The following is a 23,959-nucleotide window of genomic DNA, read 5'->3' on the forward strand; positions in this document are numbered from 1 at the left end:
TACACAATGAAATTATTAGAAAAAGAAATAAAAAATAATGTTTTAGACTCAATGATTAATATTATTGAAACTAAAAGAGAACAAATTATAGAAGAAAACAAAAAAGACTTAGAAGCTTTTAATAATAACGATCAAGCTTTGTATGATAGATTAGTTGTAGACTCTACAAAAGTAGATGGCATGATAAAAGCTATTAAAGAAGTTAAAGATCAAGAAGATCCAGTAAACAATACTATTTCTAATATAACTTTAGATAGTGGTTTAAAAATTACAAATAAAACAGCACCATTTGGTACTATTTTAATTATTTACGAATCTAGACCAGATGTTACAATAGAAGCAGCTGTACTTGCATTTAAAGCCAATAATAAAATACTTTTAAAAGGTGGAAAAGAAGCAATACATAGTAATAAATTTCTTGAAAAATGTTGGCATCAAGCATTAAAAGAAAATAACCTTTCTAAAGACTGGATTAAACTACTTCACCTAAACCGTACAGAAACTCAAGATTATTTAAAAAATCCACCAGAAAAAATAGATTTAATTGTACCAAGAGGTGGCGAGCGATTAATTAGTTTTGTTAAAGAACATGCTACATGTGCTGTTTTAGTTAGTGGTAGAGGAAACAACTTTTTATATGTCGATAAAAATGCAGATTGGTTAAAAGCAATAAAAGTAATTGTAAATGCTAAAACCGATAAAATTTCGGGATGTAATGCTTTAGACAAAGTGTTAATAGACAAAAATATACCAGACTACCAGAAAAAAATTAATGAACTAGAAACCATGCTTAATAAATTAGGCGTAGATATTTTAGTAGATAATAAAGTAAGCAAAATTTTAGTAAATGAAACTGAAATTGATAACAAAGATATTTGGTTTGAAGAATTTTTAGCAATGAAAATCATGCTAGCCGAAGTCGACAATGAAGATACAGCTATTAATATGATTAACACATATTCTGGCGGACATTCATCATCAATAATAACTGAAAATAAATCTACTGCAAAAAAATTCATGCAACAAGTAGATAGTACAGCTGTTTACCATAATGCTTCAACCCGTTTTACAGATGGTGGACAAATGGGAGTTGGCGCAGAACTTGCAATTAGTACAGATAAATTACACCATCGTGGACCTTTAGGACTTAAACAATTAGTAACAAATAAGTACTATGTATTTGGTGACGGTCACGTAAGAACAAATTAAATTTTAAAAAAAATTAAATTTTTTGTAACAAAATGTAACCTTTCTGCGTATAAGTATTGATAGCAAAATATTCACGCTCATTTTCTGGGCACAAATCATAAATTATTTAGATGAGACAACTTAAAATTACCAAGCAGGTAACCAACCGTGAGACCGCGTCATTAGACAAATACCTACAAGAAATTGGAAAAGTTGACTTAATTACCGCAGACGAAGAAGTAGAATTAGCACAACGTATTAAAGCTGGCGACCAAGTTGCTCTTGAAAAGTTAACTAAAGCTAACTTACGTTTCGTAGTATCGGTAGCTAAGCAATACCAAAATCAAGGTTTAACGTTACCAGATTTAATAAACGAAGGTAATTTAGGGTTAATTAAAGCCGCACAACGTTTTGATGAAACTCGTGGTTTTAAATTTATCTCTTATGCTGTATGGTGGATTCGTCAATCTATCTTACAAGCTTTAGCAGAACAATCTCGTATTGTGCGTTTACCACTTAACAAGATTGGGTCTATTAATAAAATAAATAAAACTTTTGCTTTTCTTGAGCAAGCACATGAGCGTCCGCCAAGTGCAGAAGAAATTGCAAAAGAGTTAGATATGACTATTAATGACGTTAAAGAATCTATGAAAAATTCTGGTCGTCACGTATCTATGGATGCACCTTTAGTAGAAGGTGAAGATTCTAACCTTTACGATGTATTAAATTCTGGTGAGTCACCAAATCCAGATCGTGAACTTTTACACGAATCTTTACGTACAGAAATTGAACGTGCGCTAGAAACTTTAACACCTCGTGAAGCAGATGTTATTCGTCTATATTTTGGTTTAGGTAACCAGCACCCAATGACTTTAGAAGAAATTGGTGAAACTTTCGATTTAACTCGTGAACGTGTTAGACAAATTAAAGAAAAAGCAATTCGTAGATTAAAACACACATCTAGAAGTAAAATATTAAAAACATACTTAGGATAAATACTAAGTTACAGTAACAAACAGTTATTCATAACTGTTCGTTTTTTGATTGATGAAGAACCCAGAGCTGATTACTCTGGGTTCACTCATTTAAAGCCTTTTCTTGTTGAAAAAAATTTCAATTATTTCCTATAAAAAAAGATGTGATATTACCAACTTATCTATCTTTGTACAAACAACACAAACTACTTTACAATGTCTAAAAAATTAATAGCACCTTCGATGCTTGCTGCCGATTTTGGCAACCTACAACGTGATACAGAAATGGTTAACAATAGTGATGCCGATTGGTTTCACATTGATGTAATGGATGGTCATTTTGTACCAAACATCTCTTATGGTATGCCAGTAATTCAAGCTATAAAAAAACATGCTACAAAACCATTAGATGTTCATTTAATGATTGAAAAGCCAGAACGCTACATTGAAGAGTTTGCTAAAGTTGGAGCAGATATTATTACTGTTCATCACGAATCTACAGTACATTTACATAGAACGTTAAGACAAATAAAAGATGCTGGCTGTAAAGCTGGTGTTGTTTTAAATATAACTACACCTGTTTCTGTTTTAGAAGATATTTTACCAGAATGTTATATGGTATTATTAATGTCTATTAATCCTGGTTTTGGTGGTCAAAAATTTGAAAACGTCACCTACCAACGTATTAAAAAATTGCGTAAAATGATAGACGAGCAAGGTTTAGATACTAAAATTGAAATTGATGGTGGCGTAACAGATAAAAACATAAAACAATTAGTAGAAGCTGGAGCAGATGTTTTTGTAGCTGGAAGCCACGTTTTTAAAAGTAGCAACCAACCTGATACCATTAAAAATTTAAAAGCTTTAGCAAATAGTTAAATGTTTTTTTAAAATGGTAATGCACTTAAATCTACATTACCACCAGATAATATTACACCAATTTTTTTATTAGAGAATTGGTGTTTTTCTTTTATTATAGCTGCTAATGTTGTTGCACTCGAAGTTTCTACATCAAGCTTTAAACGTTCGTAAATTAAACGCATTGCATCAATAATTTCAGTTTCTTCTACTCTTATAATTTGTTTTACGTGCTGCTGTATTATAGGAAAATTTACATCTCCCAATTGTGTTCTTAATCCATCGGCGATAGTGTTTACCGTTTTACTACCTTCAATTTTACCACTTAAAAGCGATCTGTAAGCATCATCTGCTTCTTTTGGTTCTGCACCAACAACTTCACAATCACTTTTAAAATAATGTGCAGCTAATGCTGTACCAGCAATTAAACCGCCACCACCAATTGGAGACACTATTATGTCTAAATTATTATAATCTTCAAGTAACTCTATTGTAGCTGTACTATTTCCTAAAATAACATTTACATCGTTAGATGGATCTACAAAAGTAGCGCCCGTTTGTTTAGAGATTTTAGCAGCTTCTCGTTCTCTTGCTATAACTGTAGATTCACACGCTGTAATTACACCATTATAACCTAAACCAGCATTTTTTTACTTGCGGCGCATTTTTAGGCATGACTATATTTGCTGTGACACCTAAGCTTTTTGCTGCCAAAGATAAGGCTTGAGCAAAGTTTCCCGAAGAATGTGTTACAACTCCTTTTTGTTTTTCGGCGTCATTTAACTGCATGATTGCATTTGTTGCACCTCGCATTTTAAATGCTCCCATTTTTTGAAAGTTTTCACATTTAAATATAACTTCTGCTCCTACTATTTCATTTATTAAATTAGAGCTTAAAACTAAGGTTTTATGTATGTATGGCTATGTTATGGTGAACATTTAAAAGTGTTTCTTTATTCATTATACACAGCTTTAATATCCTGCAAAGTTAAAGTTAAGCATTTCTTTAATTTTTAAATAAATTTTAGGGAACTGAGAACGGAATTCTAAAGGTGTTTCGATAAAATTCTCTACTAAAACAGAAATAAATTCAAATTGATTTTCAAAAGCATAATCTCTAAAATAACCAGAGTTTATTATTTTATTTTTTAGTCTATTATCTTTTTCGATTTTTGAGGTTAACTCTTGAAAAGAATCTAAAAAAATTGCTGCACTTGTACTATAACGTCTCGATTTTAAAAATGTAAAGTGCATAGCATGTATGCATTCATGCACTCCAAGATTTATATTGTCGTTTTCTATTTTGTATCCTTTTTCAAAATCTTCCCATGAGAAAACCAAGGCATTAAAACGCAAGTTAAACTCTCCTTTATGTAATTGATTATTTATAGAAGAAAAATATGCTTTCTCGTAAATTATAACTTTATCTACAACATCTATTTTATACTCTCTAAAACCAAAAGTAAGTTTTGTTGCTGTAGCTGCAATTAAAACTTTCATTTTAGTAGTAACCTCTATATCTTTACCTATAAACTCCCAATTATTTATAAAATATTGAATGCGATGATCGAAGTTTTTTTGTTCTAACGGATTTAATTTTTTGTAAAATAAAAATTCTTGTTCTAATATAGGTTTATAGGCTTTTGGAAGTGTTTTTCTAATAATATAAAAATGAGTAAAAAATTGTTTTTTAGTTATAAACTCTACTCTTGCCATTTCAAAAAAGCCAAAGAAACTTTTAAACACAACAATTATTGTAAGTAGTGCTGTAACTACACCTAAAATAATAAGGATTATTTTAAATACTAAAGGAGCTTCTTTTTCTTTAAATAAAAAATAAACGACATATAGTATTTTTAAAATCATATTTTGTTTTTGTGACTGTGATAGGAGTCGAACCTACAACCGCTGGAGCCGAAATCCAGTACTCTATCCAGTTGAGCTACACAGCCAATGGATTTTTTTCTATTTGTTATACTAATTTACTTTTTACAATATTAGATATTGTTTTACCATCTGCTCTACCTGCAACTGCTTGATTAACCATACCCATTACTTTACCCATATCTTTCATACCTTCTGCTCCTGTTTTTACAATTGCATCTTCTACAAGTTTACCAATTTCTTCTTCACTCATAGCTTCTGGTAAAAACTGAGAAATCACTTTTGCTTCTGCTAATTCTGGTTGAGCTAAATCTTCTCTGCCTTGCTCAATAAATATAGCTGCACTGTCTTTACGTTGTTTTACTTGTTTTTGAAGAATTTTCATCTCTTGTTCTTCTGTAAGTTCTTCTTTTGCTCCGCTTTCGGTTTGTGCCAATAGTATAGCAGATTTTACTGCACGTAAAGCTGTTAAAGCTGTTTGATCCTTACTCTTCATTGCCTCTTTTAAGGCTGTCATTATGTTTTTTGATAAACTCATTTTTGAAAATTTTAATGAATACGAAGATAGGGAAAAGTAAACATTAAAAAGTCTTCACTTTTTATTTATAATAACAGTTTTAATAAAATTAAAAAACCCAAAACGTTGAGGGCCGTTTTGGGTTGGGAATGATTAAACTTTATATTGTTAATCAATTATATGTTAATCTACATTATCGTGTAAGAAAGAGTTGTTATTTCTTAATTGTATATCATCATTATCGTCTATACTTAAGCTTGTTTTTGACACGTTAGTTTCAGACGATGAATGCTTTGTTTCATCAAGATTTAAACCTTGGCGTTTGTACGCTGGGATTTTTTCTATATCATCAATTTTTGAAGTATTAAACTTATGGTTAAAAGACTTCATTTTTTGACGTCTAGCATCTGCTCTTTCTTTTAAAATATCTGAAATTGAACTGTTCATTGGATCTAAATCCTCTTCTTCAATTGTAGATGGCTCATTTGAAGCAACTACTTTTTTCTCGAAAACAATTTCTTCATCTACTATTTCTTCAACTTTTGCTTGGTTAGTGCTTGAGTTTACTGATGCTTTATCTTCATTATAATCTTCTAAAGCATAACGTACTTGCTCATCTTCACGAACTTCTGTTACAGGCACTAATTCTACAGGTTCGTTTACTTCTATTTCATTTAAATCATGAACAATGTTTGTTTTAGTTGTGATTTCTTCTGCCTCAATTGTTTCTTCTTTTATAGGCATGTCGAAGCTTAAAGTAATTTGTTGCTTATCTTCTACAACTTCATTTTCTTCAGTTTCAATTTTATTTACCTGTGTGTTAGTTGAAGTTATTTTAAATTCTTGATCTGTATTAAATGTAGCAACAACTTCATCATAAACAACGTCTATGTTTTTTATCACTTCTGTAGTAGGTATCATACCTAAATCTTCTAAAGAAACGCTGCGTTGTTTGTTTACCAAATCCATTTCCATTTTACTTAAAGAATCTTCTGTATCTTCATCTAGGTCTAAAGTGTGTTTAACAACTTTAGGTGGTTCTGGCTTTTGTAACACAATATCTGGCGTTATTATTGCCGGTGGTGCTTCGTTAGGTGTTAAATCTTTTTCAATACTTTGATCTTCTTCTAGAGCATGAATTACTTTTTTAGTTTCGGTATTAGAAATTTCATCTTGCTGCTCAATATCAAAACCCGTAGCTATAATAGTTACTGCTATAGATTCTTCTAAAGCTTCGTCTTCTCCAACACCCATTATGATATTGGCGCCATGTCCTGCTTCAGATTGAATGTGATCGTTTATTTCTCCAATTTCATCAATTGTTATTTCTTGAGACCCAGAAACGATTAGCAACAATACGTTTTTAGCTCCTGTAATTTTATTATCGTTTAATAATGGAGAGTCTAATGCTTTTGTAATAGCATCTTGTGCTCGGTTTTGCCCAGATGAAGTAGATGATCCCATTATTGCTGTACCACTATTACTTAATACTGTTTTAGCATCACGTAAATCAATATTTTGTGTATAGTGATGTGTTATAACTTCTGCAATACCTCTTGCTGCTGTAGATAATACTTCGTCTGCTTTAGAAAATCCAGCTTTAAATCCTAAATTTCCATATACCTCACGTAGTTTATTGTTATTAATTACTATTAACGAATCTACTTCGTCACGTAATTTCTCTATACCTTCTTGAGCTTGTTGTATGCGCATTTTACCTTCGAACTGAAAAGGCATAGTTACAATACCTACTGTTAAAACATCTAACTCTTTAGACATTTTAGCTATAATAGGTGCTGCTCCTGTTCCTGTTCCTCCACCCATTCCAGCGGTAATAAATACCATTTTGGTATTTGTACCAAGCATAGATTTTATATCTTCAAAACTCTCTACTGCAGATTGCATACCTACTTCTGGGTTTGCTCCTGCTCCAAGTCCTTCGGTTAAATTAACTCCTAACTGGATTTTATTTGGGACACCACTATTTTGAAGTGCTTGTGCATCTGTATTACAGATTACAAAATCTACTCCTTTGATGCCTTGTTGAAACATGTGGTTAATAGCGTTGCTACCGCCACCACCAACACCAATAACCTTAATGACGTTGGATTGATTTTTAGGTAAATCAAAGGCGATACTTTCGAATTCTTTGTTGCTCATAAAATTCTATTTATTTGGATCAATTGTTTAGGTATTGCAATGCAATACCTCTTAATATTTTTTTATTATTCTGCGCTGTCTAAAAAATCTTTAACACGCTCTGTTAACGCGTCTAAAAAAGAGCGTTTTTGTTTTTTTGGTGGTTCGACTGGTTGCTCTTCTTCATTTTCATCTACTAAAAACTCTGATTCTTCAACCACTTCTTCTTCTACAATAGCTTCTGCTTTTACACGTTCTTGACGTTTTAAACCATCCATTACTAATCCTACTGCTGTAGCAAATAATGGGCTTGTAATAGCGTCATCACTATCTCCAGCCAAATGTTCATTTGGATAACCTACTCTTGTATCCATTCCTGTTGTAAATTCTACTAATTGTTTTAGGTGTTTTAACTGGCTTCCTCCACCCGTTAAAACAATTCCTGCAATTAGCTTTTTCTTTTGTTCTTCGTGACCGTAGTTTTTTATCTCTACATACACCTGCTCAATAATTTCAATAACTCTTGCATGAATTATTTTAGATAAATTTTTAAGCGTAATTTCTTTTGGATCTCTACCTCTTAATCCTGGTATTGAAACAATTTCATTGTCTTTATTTTCTCCTGGCCAAGCAGAACCAAATTTTATTTTTAATAATTCGGCTTGTTTTTCAATTATAGAACAGCCTTCTTTTATATCTTCTGTTATAACATTTCCTCCAAATGGAATGACTGCTGTATGTCTAATAATTCCATCTCTAAAAATGGCTAAATCTGTGGTTCCTCCACCTATATCTATTAAAGCAACTCCAGCTTCTTTTTCTTCCTGACTTAATACTGCTTTTGCAGATGCCAATGGTTCTAGTGTTATGCCTTCTAGTTCTAAACCTGCACTTTTAACACAACGCCCAATATTTCTAATAGAAGACACCTGCCCAACCACAACATGAAAGTTAGCTTCTAAACGTCCACCATACATTCCTATTGGTTCTTTTATTTCTGCTTGCCCATCAATTTTATATTCTTGTGGTAAAACATGAATAATTTCTTCTCCTGGAAGCATTACTAGTTTGTGAACTTGATTAATTAAACGCTCAATATCATCATCATCTATTACAGTTTCAGAATCTGCACGAGTTATATAATCGCTATGTTGCAAGCTACGTATATGTTGTCCTGCAATACCTACTGTTACACCTTCTATTTTTGTTGCAGCTGCAGCTTCGGCTTCTTGTATGGCTAATTGTATAGATTGTATGGTTTGAGTAATATTATTTACAACACCACGATGTACACCTAAACTTTTAGATTTTCCTATGCCTAAAATTTCAACTTTACCGTATTCATTTTTACGGCCAATCATCGCCACAATTTTTGTGGTTCCAATATCTAATCCAACTGCTAAATTCTGTTCCATAACTTACACTTTAGTACAAACAACTTGGTTTTCAAATTGCAAATTCACTTTGCTATATTTGCCTAAACTTTTATCTTTAATTGCTTTTTTATAAAAGGCTTTTAGGTTGTTTATTTTTTTATCTAAATATTCAAGTTTTCCTAATTGCACGACAAATTTACATTGTCTCAATTTTAAATTAATAGACTCATCGTCGTTTTCATGAATTTCAACAACGTTCTTTTTTAAAAAATCGTCTTCATTAATTCTGCTTGCAATAGCAAAAACATTATTTAATTTATTTTTTTCTACTTTACCTGTAACTAAAGGCACTCGTGCCGTATAATTTAAAGACAAAGGCATATAACCTCCATTGCTATCTATATAGTAAGAGCTTGATTTTAAAACTCTTGCAATAGGTTGTTTTTGTTTTATTTTTGCTGAAAAATCGCCATTTACACTCAAGAAAACCTCGGCTTTCTCAATCATTGCATTTGAATTTAATGCAGTTTCTAGAGCATTCAAATCTAAAGTTTCTTTAGGCACACTCGTAACACCTTGTTGATTTTGTATTAACAATTTACTAACATTTGCATGGGTTATAAATGGCTTTTGGTCATCTACAAATTCTATAATTGGCTTCGCTACCTTTCTTGCTTTGTTTTTAGTTGAAGAAAATGCATACAAAAACACCACTATAAATAGTAGTAAACTGATTTTTATATAGTTCCAATTAATTTTCATTAATTAATGCCTGCTTTATAATTTTAACTTCTGCTCCTATATCTCCTGCTCCAAGAGTTAGTATAATTTTAGATTTACTTGCCTTAATTTTATTTATAATTTGCGACTTTTCTATTAGCTGTTTTTTAGGGTTATTTATTTTATTTAATAACCATTTTGAGTTTATGCCTTCTATTGGTAATTCTCTTGCTGGATATATATCTAACAATAAAATTTCGTCAAACATTGAAAGGCTTTGTGCAAACTCCACACCAAAATCTTTTGTTCTTGAAAATAAATGCGGTTGAAACACAACTAGCACTTCATCTTTTGGATACATTTCTCTAACGGCTTGATGTACTGCCTTTATTTCTTCGGGATGATGTGCATAATCGTCTATAAAAACAAGTTCATTAGTTTTTATTTGATAGGTAAAACGTCGTTTTACACCTTTATAGGATGCTAGTGCCTTAGCGAGCTGCGGCTTAGGGAGCCCATATTCTACAGCCATCGCTAGGGCTATTAAAGCATTCGACAAATTATGTCTACCAGGTAGGTTAAATTTAACTTGTTTTAGTATTGTATTTGGCATTTTCACATCAAACACATAAGTACCATTTTCTATTTTTATATTTTGAACGGCATAATCTGCATCATCTTCAATACCATAGGTTATACCTTTTAAAGGCAACCCGTTCTTTACAAAGAGTTTGCCGTTTGGTTTTAGTTTTTTTGCAAAATCCTCGAATGTTTTCACTAGTTCTGATGCGTCTCCATAAATATCTAAATGATCTGCATCCATAGATGTTATACATGCTAGATCTGGAGATAGTGTTAAAAATGAACGATCAAACTCATCTGCCTCAACAACACTTACTTCATCTCCATTTAGTATTAAATTAGAGCTATAGTTTTCACTAATGCCTCCCAAAAATGCTGTTAAAGGCACATTACATTCTCGCATAATATGACCAAGTATGCTTGTTGTTGTGGTTTTACCGTGCGTACCTGCTACAGCCAAGCAATATGTATTTTCAGTTATTAGTCCTAATATTTCTGAACGTTTTAAAACTGTAAATTTATTAGCGTTAAAATAATTTAACTCTTTATTATTTTTTGGGATTGCCGGTGTATAAACAACCAAGGTTTTTTCTGGATCTAAAAACTGACTTTCGATATTTTCTACTGCATCTTCAAAATGAACGTTAACACCTATTTCTTTTAACGCTTCTGTAATATCTGTTTTGGTTTTATCGTAACCTGCAACATACTTACCTGTTGCATTAAAGTAACGTGCAATAGCACTCATACCAATACCGCCAATACCTACAAAATAGATGTTATGTATGTTGTTTAAATTCATTTTCATTTTATTAGAAACGTCTAATCTATTATTTATGCTTCAGAAGCTTTTCAACTTCATCGACTATTTCTTTTGTTGCATTAACTAATGCTAATTTTTTAATATTTTCTCCCAATTGCTTTTGCCTTTCTTCTGAAGCCATTAACTGTGAAAATTTATTTTTAAAATCTACTTCTAAATCTTCCTGAGCAATCATTAACGCAGCATTTTCATCCACAATAGATTTTGCATTTTTTGTTTGATGATCTTCTGCCACATAAGGTGACGGCACAAAAACCACAGGTTTACCAACAATACATAATTCACTTACAGATCCTGCTCCTGCTCTTGAAATAATAATATCTGCAGCTGCATAAGCATAATCCATATTATTAATATATTGATGAACTTGCACGTCTTTTATATCACCATTAATTTTATACTCACTATAATACAGTTTTCCTGTTTGCCAAATAATTTGCACTTGTTGCGTTTGCAAAAAATCTAATTCGCGTTTTAAAAGCTCGTTTATTGCTTTTGCTCCTAAACTTCCTCCAAGTACTAATAGTGTTTTTTTTCCTTCAACTAAATTAAAGTACTTTATTGCTTCGGCTTTTTTAGATTGAATATCTAACAAATCCTGACGTACAGGATTTCCTGTTTTTATAATTTTATCTTTAGGAAAAAAACGCTCTAAACCATCGTATGCAACACATATTTTTTGCACTTTTTTAGATAATAATTTATTAGTAATTCCTGGATATGAGTTTTGCTCTTGTATTAAACTAGGCACTCCTTTTGAGGCTGCTACTTGTAATAATGGTCCGCTTGCAAAACCTCCGGTTCCTATAACAACATCTGGTTTAAAACTGTTTACTATTTTTCTTGCATTCCATAAACTATTAATTAGTTTAAACGGAAACATTAAGTTTTTAAGTGTTAATTGTCTTTGTATTCCAGTTATCCACAAGCCTTTAATTTTATAGCCGGCTTGCGGCACTTTCTCCATTTCCATTCTATCTTTTGCTCCTACAAACAAAAACTCTGCGCTTGGATAACGTGATTTTAATTCGTTAGCAATTGCAATCGCAGGATAGATGTGCCCACCTGTACCGCCACCGCTTAATATTATTTTATATGTTTTGTTTTTACTCACTTTATTATATTGTTTCCGATAGAATCTCTAACGGATTATCTTCTGTGTTTTCAGTTTCTTCTCTTCCTTTTATCTCTTCTCTTTTTGCGCTTACGCTCAAAATAATACCTATAGCTAAACAGGTCATCCAAATTGATGTTCCACCACTACTTATTAATGGAAGTGTTTGTCCTGTTACCGGAAACAACTCTACTGCAACAGCCATATTTATCATGGCTTGAAATACAATAGGAAAACCAACACCAAGCACTAAAAGTTTACCAAAAAGTGTGTCTGATTTTTGAGCTACAATAACAATTCTAAATAGTAACCACATGTACATTACCATTAAAAACAAGCCACCAAGTAAGCCATATTCTTCAATAATAATTGCAAAAATAAAATCTGAAGACGACTGTGGCAAGAAGTTTTTTTGCGTACTTTTTCCAGGACCAACACCGGTTAATTCTCCAGAAGCAATTGCTATTTTAGCTTTTTCTATTTGATAGTCTGCTTCTGTATCTCCTCCATCTGAAAAGTTTTCTATTCTACTCATCCAAGTATCTACACGGTTAGGCATAGCATCTGGAAATGCTTTTGCTACCAGTATAAATAAAACCAATGCTAATATTCCCGAACCAATAATTACTGCTAAATAACGAATAGGATAACCACCTAAAAAAACCAACACAATAACCATTAAAAATATTAAGGCTGTAGTAGAAAAGTTTGAAGGCAATATTAAAATAAGCACCAAAAATACTGGCAACCATAATGGCAAAATAGACTCTTTAAAAGATACTTTTTGATCTTTTATTTTAGACATATATCGCGCAACATAAACCATTAATACAACGGATGCCAACGTAGAGGTTTGAAACGACATATTTACAAACGGGATACGAATCCAGCGACTGGCATTTGCACCTTCTATTGTAGTACCTTGCATGATTGTAACAACCAATAACACCAATACTATTGGTATCATTACCATAGATAAACCACGAAAGTAACGATATGGAATTTTATGTACTCCATACATAATGGTAAACCCTAAAAACAAATGCATAAAGTGTTTTACAAAAAAAGCAAAGGTATTACTATTACCACCAACGTATGCTAAATTACTTGCCGCACTATACACAGGAAGAAATGAGAAAATAGCCAATAAAGCAGCTATTGCCCATATTAATCGATCGCCTTTTATGTTATTAAAAAGTTGTTGCACTCTATTTATATTTTTGTTTTTAAAAGCGTTAAGCTTTGTGGCAATTCAAGAAATTTTAATTACAGATTTCTTACAGCATTTTTAAATTGTCTTCCTCTATCTTCATAATTTTCAAATAAATCGAAACTTGCACATGCTGGCGATAACAATACATTATCTCCAGCTTCGGCAATTTTATAAGCAATTTTTACTGCCTCGCTCATAAACTGAGTTTCTACAATAACATCTACCATATTCCCGAAATTTTCTAAAAGCTTTTCATTGTCTATGCCCAAACAAATTATTGCTTTTACTTTTTCATTTATAAACGGAAATAACTCTGTATAGTCGTTACCTTTATCTGTTCCTCCAACAATCCAAACTGTTGGTGCATCCATACTTTCTAACGCATAATATGTTGCATTTACATTAGTTGCTTTAGAGTCGTTTATATATTGTACTTTATTAATTTTAAGTACTTGCTCTAAGCGATGCTCGACACCATGAAAATTTTCTAAACTTTCACGTATTGTTTGTTTTCTAATTTTTAACAGGTGTGACACTGTTGATGCAGCCATTGCATTTTTTACGTTGTGCTTTCCTTCTAAAGCTAAATTTTTTGTCGGCATAATTATATGTTTGTTATCTATTGTTATTTTTATATTCTCGTTTTCCAAATACGCACCATTTTCTATTTTTTTTGTTAATGAAAATGGTAATAATGTTGATTGAATTGTATTTGTTTTTAACCAATTTGTTATCACTTCGTCGTCTGCATCATAAATCAAATAATCTTCTTTTGTTTGATTTAATGCTATTCGAAATTTTGAATTGATATAGTTTTCAAACTTATAGTCGTACCTATCTAAATGATCTGGTGTGATATTAGTAATTATAGCAATATTGGGCTTAAAGTCTATAATACCGTCTAGTTGAAAACTGCTAATTTCTAGCACATAGTTTTTATAATTTTTTTCTAAAATTTGCTTAGCAAAACTATCTCCAATGTTTCCCGCTAATCCTACATTTAATTCTTGCGAAAGAATATGATGTGTTAATGATGCTGTAGTTGTTTTTCCATTGCTTCCAGTGATTCCTACTATTGTTGCTTTTGTGTATTTTGAAGCAAATTCAATTTCTGAAATCACTGGAATAGTATTACTGATAAGTTTTTGGACTAATTCTACTTTATCAGGAATTCCAGGACTCTTCATTACAACATCAGCATTTAAAATTTTAATTTCTGTGTGCTGTTGTTCTTCCCATTCAATCTCATTATGTATAAGAATTTTCTTATAGTTTCCTTTTATTTTTCCTTTATCTGAAACAAAAACCTCGTAACCTTCAGCTTTAGCTAAAAGTGCTGTACCAACACCACTTTCTCCTGCTCCTAATATTACTAATCTTTGTTTTTTCATTTTTTATTACTCTTCGTTAAGACGTAAAATTTATTTACTGTTTTTACACCTTCATTCAAATAGGCATATCTTTACCTTAATTTTAATGTTACAATAGAAAGAATTGCTAAAAATATTCCTACAATCCAGAATCGTGTAACAATTTTACTTTCGTGATATCCTCCTTTTTGATAGTGATGATGCAACGGCGACATTTTAAAAATTCGCCTGCCTTCGCCATATTTTTTTCTAGTGTATTTAAACCAACTCACTTGAAGTATTACCGAGAGCGACTCTGCAAAAAAGATTCCGCATAACAAAGGAATTAATAGCTCTTTTCTTACTGCAATTGCAATAACTGCTATAACACCGCCAATTGTTAAGCTTCCTGTATCTCCCATAAAAACTTGCGCTGGATAAGTATTGTACCACAAAAACCCAATTAGCGCACCTATAAAGGCAGCTATAAACACAACCAACTCACCTAATTGTGGTATAAACATGACATTTAAATAATCTGAAAACACAAGGTTTCCAGAAATAAATGCAAATACAGCTAATGCAAATACAATTATGGCAGAACTTCCTGCCGCCAAACCATCAATACCATCGGTTAGATTTGCACCGTTAGATACTGCTGTTACAATAAATATTACGATTGGTATAAATATTAACCATGCATATTTTGCATAATCATCACCCAACCAAGTCACTAAATTTGAATAATCGAATTCGTTATCTTTTACAAATGGAATGGTTGTTTTTAATGACTGCTCTGCTGGGTTAAATTCTACTGCTGAGTTTTGTGTTATTTTTTCTGTTTCGTAAACAGGATTTACTTTTTCAGTTTTTATGGTTACTCCTGGATGAAAGTACATTATTGCTCCAACAAAAATCCCTAATCCTACTTGGCCAAGCACCTTAAATTTACCGCTTAAACCAGCTTTATCTTTTTTAAATACTTTTATATAATCGTCTGCAAAACCTACTAATCCCATCCAAATTGTAGTTACAATAAGCATGATTACATAAATATTTTCAAGCTTAGCAAGCAATAACACAGGAATTAATGTTGAAAAAATAATTATTAATCCACCCATTGTTGGTGTTCCTGCTTTTTCTACTTGACCATCTAAACCTAAATCTCTTACAGATTCGCCTACTTGCTTTTTTTGAAGGATTCTTATTATTTTTTTTCCAAAAATAGTAGAAAACAACAACGATAATATTATCGCTAAAGCCGCGCGAAAAGTTATAAACTCAAACACACTTGCTCCCGTTAGCTGGAATTGTTTTTCTAAATATTCGAATAGGTAGTATAACATTATTAATTGTTTGTTTTTTATTTTAGTTCCACATCAAGCATAGAACAACAAGGTTTATTTTTGTAATTGTTTTAATAAATTTTTAACTATTTTAAAATCGTCAAAATCTGTTCGCTCACCATTTATTTCTTGATAAGTCTCATGCCCTTTTCCTGCTATTAAAATAATATCACCAGCATTTGCTAATTGACAAGCTGTTTTTATAGCTTGTTTTCTATCTACAATTGATAAGGTTTTTTTAAAATTTTGAGGTTCTACACCTTTCTCAATATCTTCAATAATTAACTCAGGCACTTCTGTTCTTGGGTTATCACTTGTAAAAATGGCTTTTGTGCTTAACGCTGAAGCAATGTGTCCCATTTTTGGTCTTTTTGTAGCATCTCTATCTCCACCACAACCAATAACAGTTATTAATTCTTCATTTTTGGTGCGAATACTATTAATGGTTTCCAACACATTTTTTAAAGCATCTGGCGTATGTGCATAATCTACAATCGCTGTAATATTTTCTTCAGAAATTAAATATTGAAATCTCCCACTTACACTTTCTAGCTCGCTTATGAGTCTTAAAATCTCGGTTTTTTCTAATCCTAATAATTCAGCAGTGGCGTATATAGCCAATACGTTTGAAGCATTAAAACCACCTATTAACCTTGTCCACACATCGCTATCGTTAATTTTTAACAACATGCCACTAAATGAGTTTTCTAGTATTTGAGCTTTATAATTTGCATAATTTTTTAAACCGTATTTATACTGCTTCGCCTTTGTGTTTTGAAGCATAATTGCTCCGTTTTTATCATCGGCATTTGTTAATGCAAAAGCACTACTACTTAAATTATCGAAAAAGGATTTTTTAACATCGCGATACTCTGCAAACGTTTCATGATAATCTAAATGATCATGTGATAAATTTGTAAAAATACCACCTGCAAAATCAAGACCTTGAGTTCTTTTTTGATGAATACCATGCGAGCTCACCTCCATAAAACAAAACTCAACACCTTCGTTATTCATCTCACTTAAATAGCGATTTATAGTTAGAGAATCTGGCGTTGTATGCGTAGCTTTATAGTCCTTATTATCTACTTTTATTACTACCGTTGAAAGCAAGCCAACTTTATATCCTGCCTTTTTAAATAATTGAAACAACAGTGATGCTATAGTCGTTTTACCATTTGTTCCAGTAACTCCCACTAATTTTAAATTAGAAGATGGATTGCCATAATAATTTGAAGCCATTATTGCTAAAGCAATACTAGAGTCTTCAACAACTATATAACTAATACCTTCTTTTAAAGTTTTTGGTAAATACTCACAAACCACAGCAATTGCTCCTTGCTTTATTGCATTCTCTATATAATCGTGACCATCTACAACACTTCCTTTAATTGCCACAAACAAATCGTTTACAGCAACGCTACGCGAGTTAAAATGAATATTTCTCACATACACGTTTGTGGTACCAACTACTGCATTGATAGTTACTTTATATAATATGTCTATTAATGATGTCACGATAATTCTAAAACTATAGTTTGATTTCTTTTTACTTTTCTTCCTTTTGGAATTGATTGCGATGATACAAAGCCACTACCTTTAATTTTAACTTTTAAACCTAAGTTTTCACAAAGTGCAATAGCATCCATTATTGGCAAACCCACAACATTAGGCATGATTGTTAAATACTTATTTGCTGTTTGGTAATAACCTTGAAACTCTTTATCTACAGAAGCATTTTTAACCTCTAAAGACTCTATCTCGTCAATAATTGGAGTATCTGTAAATATTTTTTGCGCTATACGTTTAAAAACAGGACCAGTAACATCTGCTCCATAATAACCCACTTTAGTACTAGGTTTATGTATTACAACAATGCATGAATACTTTGGGTTTTCTACTGGAAAATACCCAGCAAAAGAAGACACATATTTTTTGTCTTTTTTCCATTCTTCAAAGTTCCCATAATCTGTTCTTGCAGTACCTGTTTTTCCTGCCATAGAGAAATATTCTGAATACATCCTACTTCCTGTACCATACTCCACAACATTCTCTAGAAGTTTTTGTGCTTTTTTTATTGTTTCATCTGAAGCTATTTTTTTAACACGAACTTCTTTTTTAAAAGATTCTATTTCTCTATCTAATTCTTTTACCTGACGTAAAAAACGCGGTTTAAGCATTTCTCCATTATTAGCTACAGCATTATAAAAGGTTAATGTTTGTAACGGTGTTAACTGTAAATTATAACCATATGCCATTGAAGGCAAGGCGTTTCTACTCCATATTTTATCTCCAGGCTGTGGTATTACTGGGTTTCCCTCTCCAACTATTGGCAGGTTTAAATTCTCATGAAGCCTCCATTGCTTTAACCTATCTATAAACTTATTAGGTTTTTTAGAATAATTATTATCTACAATTGTTGCTAAACCTATGTTTGACGATTTCTCAAAAGCCTTACCCACAGAGATTTTTCCATAACCACGAGTATCTGTAATACCTCTACCGTAAAATGTTTTATACCCGTTCTTGGTATCTACTACGGTTGAAGTATCCACCAATTTATCTTCTAACGCAGCCATTATTGCCATTAGTTTAAATGTTGATCCTGGCTCATGAGACTCCCATACAGCGTAGTTTCGTTTTTCGTAATATTTTCCAGATTTAGCTTTTCCTAAATTAGATATCGCCCTAATCTCTCCAGTTTTAACTTCCATTACAACAACACAACCATGTTCAGCATCATATTTTTCTAATTGTTCTAATAATGAATGGTGTGCTATATCTTGAATATTAACGTTTATAGTTGTATAAATGTCGTATCCATCTTGCGGTTCTACTTGATTATAATCTACAATAGGCTTCCACTGTCCTTTTCCTATTTTTTGCTTTAATCGCTGCCCATCTTTTCCTTTTAAGTACTTCTCTCCAAACGCACCATCTAAACCAGCTCTAGTAACATTTCCATCTTCATCTGTACGCTCATAACCTATGGTTCTCATAGATATTCCTCCCATTGGATGTTCTCGCTTTGTTGTTTGCTCAACTATTAAACCGCCTTTAAAAGCTCCAAATTTTAACATTGGAAAATTGCGTATCCTTAAATAATCTGAATATCCTATATCTCTAGCCAACAAATAGTACCTGTTTTGTTTTGCTCTTGCTTTTCTTAAATTTTCTCTGTAATAACTTGCTGAACGTCCTGAGTACTTAGATAAAGAATCACATAACGGACCAATATTTTCTTGCCAAATTTTCTTTTTTGGTGTTTTTGTATCTATTCTAATATCGTATTTAGGAATTGAAGTAGCTAACAGATTTCCATTAACAGAATACACATTACCTCTGTTCGCTGGAATGATTTTATTCTCTACTGTTCTTTTCTCTGCAAGATCACGATACTTATCACCATTAACATATTGTATGGTTAATAATTTTACAACCACAGCAATGCCGAAGATGAACATACATCCAGCTACAAAATACAATCGGTTTAATATGTTCGTTTCGTTTACTGCCACGATAACTTAATCCCTTTGTTGTGGTTTTACAATTATTTTTTGAGGTGGAACCTCTGATGTCTTTAGACCTTTTTCTTTCATTTTTGCCGAGACAACAGATTCTTTTTTCAACTCCATTAGTCTTCCTCTGCCATCTATAAATGCAGAGCGCAGCTCTTTTGCTTCATTACTTAAGCGTGCTATTTCATGTACTTTTTTATCTGCACTATGCGAGCTCGCAATCATAACTATAGCTAAAACAGAAATAAAGAGAATCATTCTCCAATTCTTAAAAGAGTCTTCATTAACCAAAAACGTCCCTCGCAATATGCTATAGATATTTTTTTTCATTTATATTTTTTCTGCAATACGAAGCTTTGCACTTCTTGCTCTATTATTTATTTTTATTTCTTCTGCCGAAGGAATTATTAACTTCCCTACCTTTTTTAAAGGCACTTCAAATCTGCCAAAAACATCTCTTTCTGGCTCACCTTCAAATAATCCATTTCTTATAAAACGCTTTACCAATCTATCTTCTAATGAATGGTAACTTATTAAACTTAACCTTCCGTTAGGTTTTAAAATCTCTGGAGTTTGAGATAAAAACTCTTTTAAAGCTTCTATTTCTTGATTCACCTCTATTCTAATAGCCTGATAAATTTGGGCTAATATTTTATTTTCATGCTTTGGCGATAAAAACTTTTTTAAAATTGTTTTTAATTGGTCGCTTGTTTTAATCACTTCGTTTTTACGATAATCTACAATCAACCTTGCCATTGCTGGTGCTGCGCGCAACTCTCCATATTGCAATAACACCTGCTTTATCTGCTCCTCATCATATTCATTCACAACATGAAATGCAGACAAATCATTTTTTTGATTCATTCGCATATCTAAATCGGCTGCAAAACGAGTAGAAAACCCACGCTCGGCAACATCAAATTGATGTGAAGACACACCAAAATCCGCCAAAATCCCATCTACCTCTTTAACACCATGAAATCTTAAAAATCTTTTTATATATCTAAAATTTTCATGAATAAGTGTAAATCTCGGGTCATCTATTTTATTTTCAAGCGCATCTGCATCTTGATCAAAAGCAAACAATTTACCATGCTCACCAAGACGTTTTAAAATTTCTTTACTATGGCCGCCGCCACCAAAAGTAACATCTACATAAACTCCATTTGGCTTAATATCTAAACCATCTACAGTTTCGTTTAATAATACCGGATTATGATATTCCATCTCCATCATCGTCTTGTCCCATTACTTCTTCAGCTAAATCTGCAAAATCTAAAGCTGCGTCATCAATAGCTTGTTCATATTTATCTTTATCCCATATTTCAACAATATTAACTGCCGATGAGACTACAACATTTTTTACAATACCCGCAAATACAGTTAAATCTTTAGGTACCAACAACCTACCACTTGCATCCACTTCTACTATTTTTACTCCTGCTGTAAATCTGCGAATGAAATCGTTATTTTTTTTCTTAAAACGATTAAGCTTATTTACTTTCTGCATTAAAGCTTCCCATTCAGCCATTGGATACAATTCTAAACACTGTTGAAAAACACCTCTTTTTATAACAAAACCATTTTGTAAAACCGGAGACAACTGCTTTTTAAGCGCAGCAGGAAGCATTAACCTTCCTTTTGCATCTGCTTTGCATTCGTATGTCCCTATTAATGAATTCACTATGATTTTTTTGTATTACAACGTATAGAATTCAAATATATTGAATTTTTTACCACTTTTTACCACTTTTTACCACATTGTTAATAAGTTATCGACCATTACATGCTTACACTCGACATCGAGCACCTAAAAAACCATATAAACTCATCACTCTCAACCGCTTGAAGCATCAAAAAAATAATAATCAACAGGTGTTACTATATAGATTTGATTTTTACTTGTGAAGTAAATTAAGATTACTGTTATTTTTTATTTGAAATACCTATATTTGCTTTTAACTGAATGATTAAAATTGCATGGCGCATACGCTTAAAACTGAAGAAAAATACAAATACATTGAAGCTGGTGAAGGCACGCCAATAATTGTATTACACGGCTTAATGGGTGGCTTGAGTAACTTTGATGCTGTGATTAATTATTTTAGCAAGGAAGGCTTTAAAGTTATCATTCCAGAGTTGCCAATTTACTCTATGTCTTTAATCAAGACAAATGTGAAGGCTTTTGCAAAATACTTAGAAGATTTCGTTGCTTATAAAGGTTTTAAAGAAGTTATTATTTTAGGAAACTCACTTGGTGGCCATATAGGTCTATACTTTACAAAACTAAACCCTGAAAAAGTAAAAGCTTTAATAATAACGGGAAGCTCTGGTTTATACGAAAGCGCAATGGGCGGCGGTTACACTAAACGTGGTGATTACGAAGTTATAAAGAAAAAAGCACAAGAGGTTTTTTATGATCCTGCTGTTGCTACTAAAGAAATTGTTGATGAAGTTTACGAAACGGTTAACGACAGAAACAAACTCATAAAAACCTTAGCCATTGCAAAAAGTGCAATTAGACATAATATGGCAAAGGACCTACCAAAAATGAATATTCCTACTTGTATTATTTGGGGAAAAAACGATACCGTTACACCTCCAGATGTTGCAGATGAATTTCATAATTTACTTCCAGATTCAGATTTATTTTGGATTGATAAATGTGGGCATGCTGCTATGATGGAGCATCCAACACGATTTAACGAAATTCTACACGATTGGTTTAAAGCGCGTTCTTTTTAAGAACCACTGTACAATTAAATCCTTTTACATATATTATCTTGGCTACTTACACTTATGTAGTTACCTTTGCCTGTAGTATTAATTAAAAAAGATTTCCGCTTTTTAGGAAACGTAAATACCATGAAAATAAAGTCTGCCGAGTTTGTTATAAGTAATTCTGAAGTTTCTAAATGTCCAAAAGATATGTTACCAGAATATGCTTTTATTGGCAGAAGTAATGTTGGTAAATCTTCTTTAATAAATATGCTTACCAGCAGAAAAAGTTTAGCAAAAACCTCTGGACGCCCAGGAAAAACACAATTAATAAATCATTTTATTATTAATAAGGAATGGTACCTGGTTGATTTACCTGGTTATGGCTATGCAAGAGTTTCAAAAAGTACAAAAAAGGTATTTCAGAAATTTATAACTAAGTATTTTGAGCAACGCGAACAACTTGTTTGCGCTTTTGTTTTAGTAGATATTAGGCATAAACCACAACCTATAGATCTTGAGTTTATGCAGTATTTAGGTGAAGGCGGCATTCCGTTTTGTATTATTTTCACAAAAGCAGATAAGCTTAAACCTAATGCTATTACAAGGCATGTTGAGGATTACAGAAAAATCATGCTTGAAACCTGGGAAGAAATGCCTCAACATTTTATTACATCTAGCTCTAAAGATATTGGTAAAGATGATGTTTTAAATTTTATTGGTGAGCTTAATAAAAATATGATTAGTAAAGACGACGGTGTAATTTAATTATTATGAATCAAGAAGAGATTCATATTGTTCCTAAACTTTCAAAACCCATAAGACTTCAAGATTACGGTGTTGGTATTTTTAATTTAATTCCCACTAAATCTGCTTTAAAAAAAGCACTAAAAAAAAACCTTTTAACTGTAAATAATATTCCTGCAACAAGCGCTACATTTATAAAAGGAGAAGAAATAATTAAGCTTAACATTCCTGTAAAAAAAACTTTTAAAACAAAGCTTAAACTAAAGCTAGACGTTATATATGAGGATGAGTACTTAGCTATAATAAAAAAACCTGCTGGTATTTTAGTAAGTGGTAATAGCTTTAAAACCATTACAAATGCATTACCACAAAACTTAAAACCAAGCCAGCTTAAGGATGCTACTTTACCACAGCCTGTTCACAGGTTAGACTACCCGACTAGCGGACTGCTTTTAGTTGGCAAAACAAACACCAGTATAAGGTTTTTAAATAAACTATTTGAAACCAAAACCATAGAGAAAACATACTATGCTATTACTATAGGCAATATGCAGACACAAGGCATTATAAAAACTCCTATAGAAAATAAAATATCAATTACTCATTATCTAGTTGAAAACAGTGTTGATTCTAAAAGATTTGAAAAATTAAATTTAGTCAAGCTACAACCCAAAACAGGACGAAAACACCAGTTACGTATTCACCTTTCAAGTTTAAAAAATCCTATTTTAGGAGATAGAGAATACGGTATACCATCTTTAATACTAAAAGGAAAAGGTTTGTATTTACACGCTTACAAACTAAAATTTACTCATCCTTTTTCAAAAAAAATAATAGAAATAGAAGACGAATTACCAAAAAAATTCAAAAAGATTTTTGAAACCAAACAATAA

At 31.9% G+C, this 23,959-nt stretch carries 21 protein-coding genes, 1 tRNA gene and 1 pseudogene; 6 read left to right on the plus strand and 17 right to left on the minus strand.

Going from position 1 to position 23,959, the window contains the following annotated elements:
• The first annotated feature begins 6 nt into the window (after window positions 1-6).
• From LACAL_RS02740 to rpe, 3 genes are all read left to right on the plus strand, one after another.
• Complete coding sequence (locus LACAL_RS02740; RefSeq protein ID WP_013869171.1) at window positions 7-1,209, plus strand: glutamate-5-semialdehyde dehydrogenase; 1,203 nt, start codon at window positions 7-9, stop codon at window positions 1,207-1,209.
• Between the two features lie 110 nt (window positions 1,210-1,319).
• A complete protein-coding gene (locus LACAL_RS02745) occupies window positions 1,320-2,183 on the plus strand; it encodes an RNA polymerase sigma factor RpoD/SigA (protein ID WP_013869172.1) in 864 nt (287 codons plus the stop codon).
• A 195-nt stretch (window positions 2,184-2,378) separates the two neighbouring features.
• Window positions 2,379-3,041 carry a ribulose-phosphate 3-epimerase gene (rpe, locus tag LACAL_RS02750; RefSeq protein ID WP_013869173.1) on the plus strand — a complete coding sequence of 221 codons (663 nt, stop codon included), beginning with the start codon at window positions 2,379-2,381 and terminating at the stop codon, window positions 3,039-3,041.
• Window positions 3,042-3,049: 8 nt separating this feature from the next.
• Here the strand turns inward: rpe and LACAL_RS02755 are convergent.
• From LACAL_RS02755 to mraZ, 17 genes and pseudogenes are all read right to left on the minus strand, one after another.
• Window positions 3,050-3,981 (minus strand): annotated as a pseudogene (locus LACAL_RS02755) (pyridoxal-phosphate dependent enzyme).
• An 11-nt stretch (window positions 3,982-3,992) separates the two neighbouring features.
• Window positions 3,993-4,886, minus strand: a complete 894-nt coding sequence (locus tag LACAL_RS15160) for a zinc-dependent peptidase (protein WP_013869174.1) — start codon at window positions 4,884-4,886, stop codon at window positions 3,993-3,995.
• Window positions 4,887-4,898: 12 nt separating this feature from the next.
• Window positions 4,899-4,972 (minus strand) — tRNA-Arg (locus LACAL_RS02765).
• 20 nt (window positions 4,973-4,992) lie between these two features.
• On the minus strand, window positions 4,993-5,442 hold the full coding sequence (locus LACAL_RS02770; RefSeq protein WP_013869175.1) for a GatB/YqeY domain-containing protein: 450 nt from the start codon (window positions 5,440-5,442) through the stop codon (window positions 4,993-4,995).
• A 162-nt stretch (window positions 5,443-5,604) separates the two neighbouring features.
• On the minus strand, window positions 5,605-7,581 hold the full coding sequence (gene ftsZ / locus LACAL_RS02775; protein WP_013869176.1) for a cell division protein FtsZ: 1,977 nt from the start codon (window positions 7,579-7,581) through the stop codon (window positions 5,605-5,607).
• 65 nt (window positions 7,582-7,646) lie between these two features.
• Window positions 7,647-8,975 (minus strand): cell division protein FtsA, encoded by a 1,329-nt coding sequence (gene ftsA / locus LACAL_RS02780; protein WP_013869177.1) that lies wholly within the window; start codon window positions 8,973-8,975, stop codon window positions 7,647-7,649.
• Between the two features lie 3 nt (window positions 8,976-8,978).
• Complete coding sequence (locus LACAL_RS02785; protein WP_013869178.1) at window positions 8,979-9,698, minus strand: cell division protein FtsQ/DivIB; 720 nt, start codon at window positions 9,696-9,698, stop codon at window positions 8,979-8,981.
• On the minus strand, window positions 9,688-11,040 hold the full coding sequence (murC, locus tag LACAL_RS02790; RefSeq protein ID WP_013869179.1) for a UDP-N-acetylmuramate--L-alanine ligase: 1,353 nt from the start codon (window positions 11,038-11,040) through the stop codon (window positions 9,688-9,690). The genes LACAL_RS02785 and murC overlap by 11 nt, the downstream gene beginning before the upstream one ends.
• 28 nt (window positions 11,041-11,068) lie before the next feature.
• Window positions 11,069-12,175 (minus strand): undecaprenyldiphospho-muramoylpentapeptide beta-N-acetylglucosaminyltransferase, encoded by a 1,107-nt coding sequence (murG, locus tag LACAL_RS02795; RefSeq protein ID WP_013869180.1) that lies wholly within the window; start codon window positions 12,173-12,175, stop codon window positions 11,069-11,071.
• A 4-nt stretch (window positions 12,176-12,179) separates the two neighbouring features.
• Entirely contained in the window at window positions 12,180-13,382 is a 1,203-nt protein-coding gene (locus LACAL_RS02800; protein WP_013869181.1) for an FtsW/RodA/SpoVE family cell cycle protein, read from the minus strand.
• A 59-nt stretch (window positions 13,383-13,441) separates the two neighbouring features.
• Window positions 13,442-14,779 carry a UDP-N-acetylmuramoyl-L-alanine--D-glutamate ligase gene (gene murD / locus LACAL_RS02805; RefSeq protein ID WP_013869182.1) on the minus strand — a complete coding sequence of 446 codons (1,338 nt, stop codon included), beginning with the start codon at window positions 14,777-14,779 and terminating at the stop codon, window positions 13,442-13,444.
• A 71-nt stretch (window positions 14,780-14,850) separates the two neighbouring features.
• Entirely contained in the window at window positions 14,851-16,083 is a 1,233-nt protein-coding gene (gene mraY, locus LACAL_RS02810; protein WP_013869183.1) for a phospho-N-acetylmuramoyl-pentapeptide-transferase, read from the minus strand.
• Between the two features lie 54 nt (window positions 16,084-16,137).
• Window positions 16,138-17,601 carry a UDP-N-acetylmuramoyl-L-alanyl-D-glutamate--2,6-diaminopimelate ligase gene (locus LACAL_RS02815; RefSeq protein ID WP_013869184.1) on the minus strand — a complete coding sequence of 488 codons (1,464 nt, stop codon included), beginning with the start codon at window positions 17,599-17,601 and terminating at the stop codon, window positions 16,138-16,140.
• Entirely contained in the window at window positions 17,598-19,547 is a 1,950-nt protein-coding gene (locus tag LACAL_RS02820) for a penicillin-binding protein (RefSeq protein WP_049791456.1), read from the minus strand. Before LACAL_RS02820 ends, LACAL_RS02815 begins: the two co-directional genes overlap by 4 nt.
• 60 nt (window positions 19,548-19,607) lie before the next feature.
• Window positions 19,608-19,931, minus strand: a complete 324-nt coding sequence (locus LACAL_RS02825) for an FtsL-like putative cell division protein (RefSeq protein WP_013869186.1) — start codon at window positions 19,929-19,931, stop codon at window positions 19,608-19,610.
• A complete protein-coding gene (gene rsmH / locus LACAL_RS02830) occupies window positions 19,932-20,828 on the minus strand; it encodes a 16S rRNA (cytosine(1402)-N(4))-methyltransferase RsmH (protein ID WP_041301676.1) in 897 nt (298 codons plus the stop codon).
• Window positions 20,815-21,285, minus strand: a complete 471-nt coding sequence (mraZ, locus tag LACAL_RS02835; RefSeq protein ID WP_013869188.1) for a division/cell wall cluster transcriptional repressor MraZ — start codon at window positions 21,283-21,285, stop codon at window positions 20,815-20,817. The genes rsmH and mraZ overlap by 14 nt, the downstream gene beginning before the upstream one ends.
• 296 nt (window positions 21,286-21,581) lie before the next feature.
• On the opposite strand from mraZ, the gene LACAL_RS02840 reads away from it, so the two are divergent.
• From LACAL_RS02840 to LACAL_RS02850, 3 genes are all read left to right on the plus strand, one after another.
• Window positions 21,582-22,346: an alpha/beta fold hydrolase gene (locus tag LACAL_RS02840; RefSeq protein WP_013869189.1), complete on the plus strand. Its 765-nt coding sequence runs from the start codon at window positions 21,582-21,584 to the stop codon at window positions 22,344-22,346.
• A gap of 120 nt (window positions 22,347-22,466) precedes the next feature.
• A complete protein-coding gene (gene yihA / locus LACAL_RS02845; protein WP_013869190.1) occupies window positions 22,467-23,087 on the plus strand; it encodes a ribosome biogenesis GTP-binding protein YihA/YsxC in 621 nt (206 codons plus the stop codon).
• 5 nt (window positions 23,088-23,092) lie between these two features.
• Entirely contained in the window at window positions 23,093-23,959 is an 867-nt protein-coding gene (locus tag LACAL_RS02850) for an RluA family pseudouridine synthase (RefSeq protein WP_013869191.1), read from the plus strand.

This window comes from Lacinutrix sp. 5H-3-7-4, from assembly GCF_000211855.2.
GTDB lineage: Bacteria > Bacteroidota > Bacteroidia > Flavobacteriales > Flavobacteriaceae > Lacinutrix.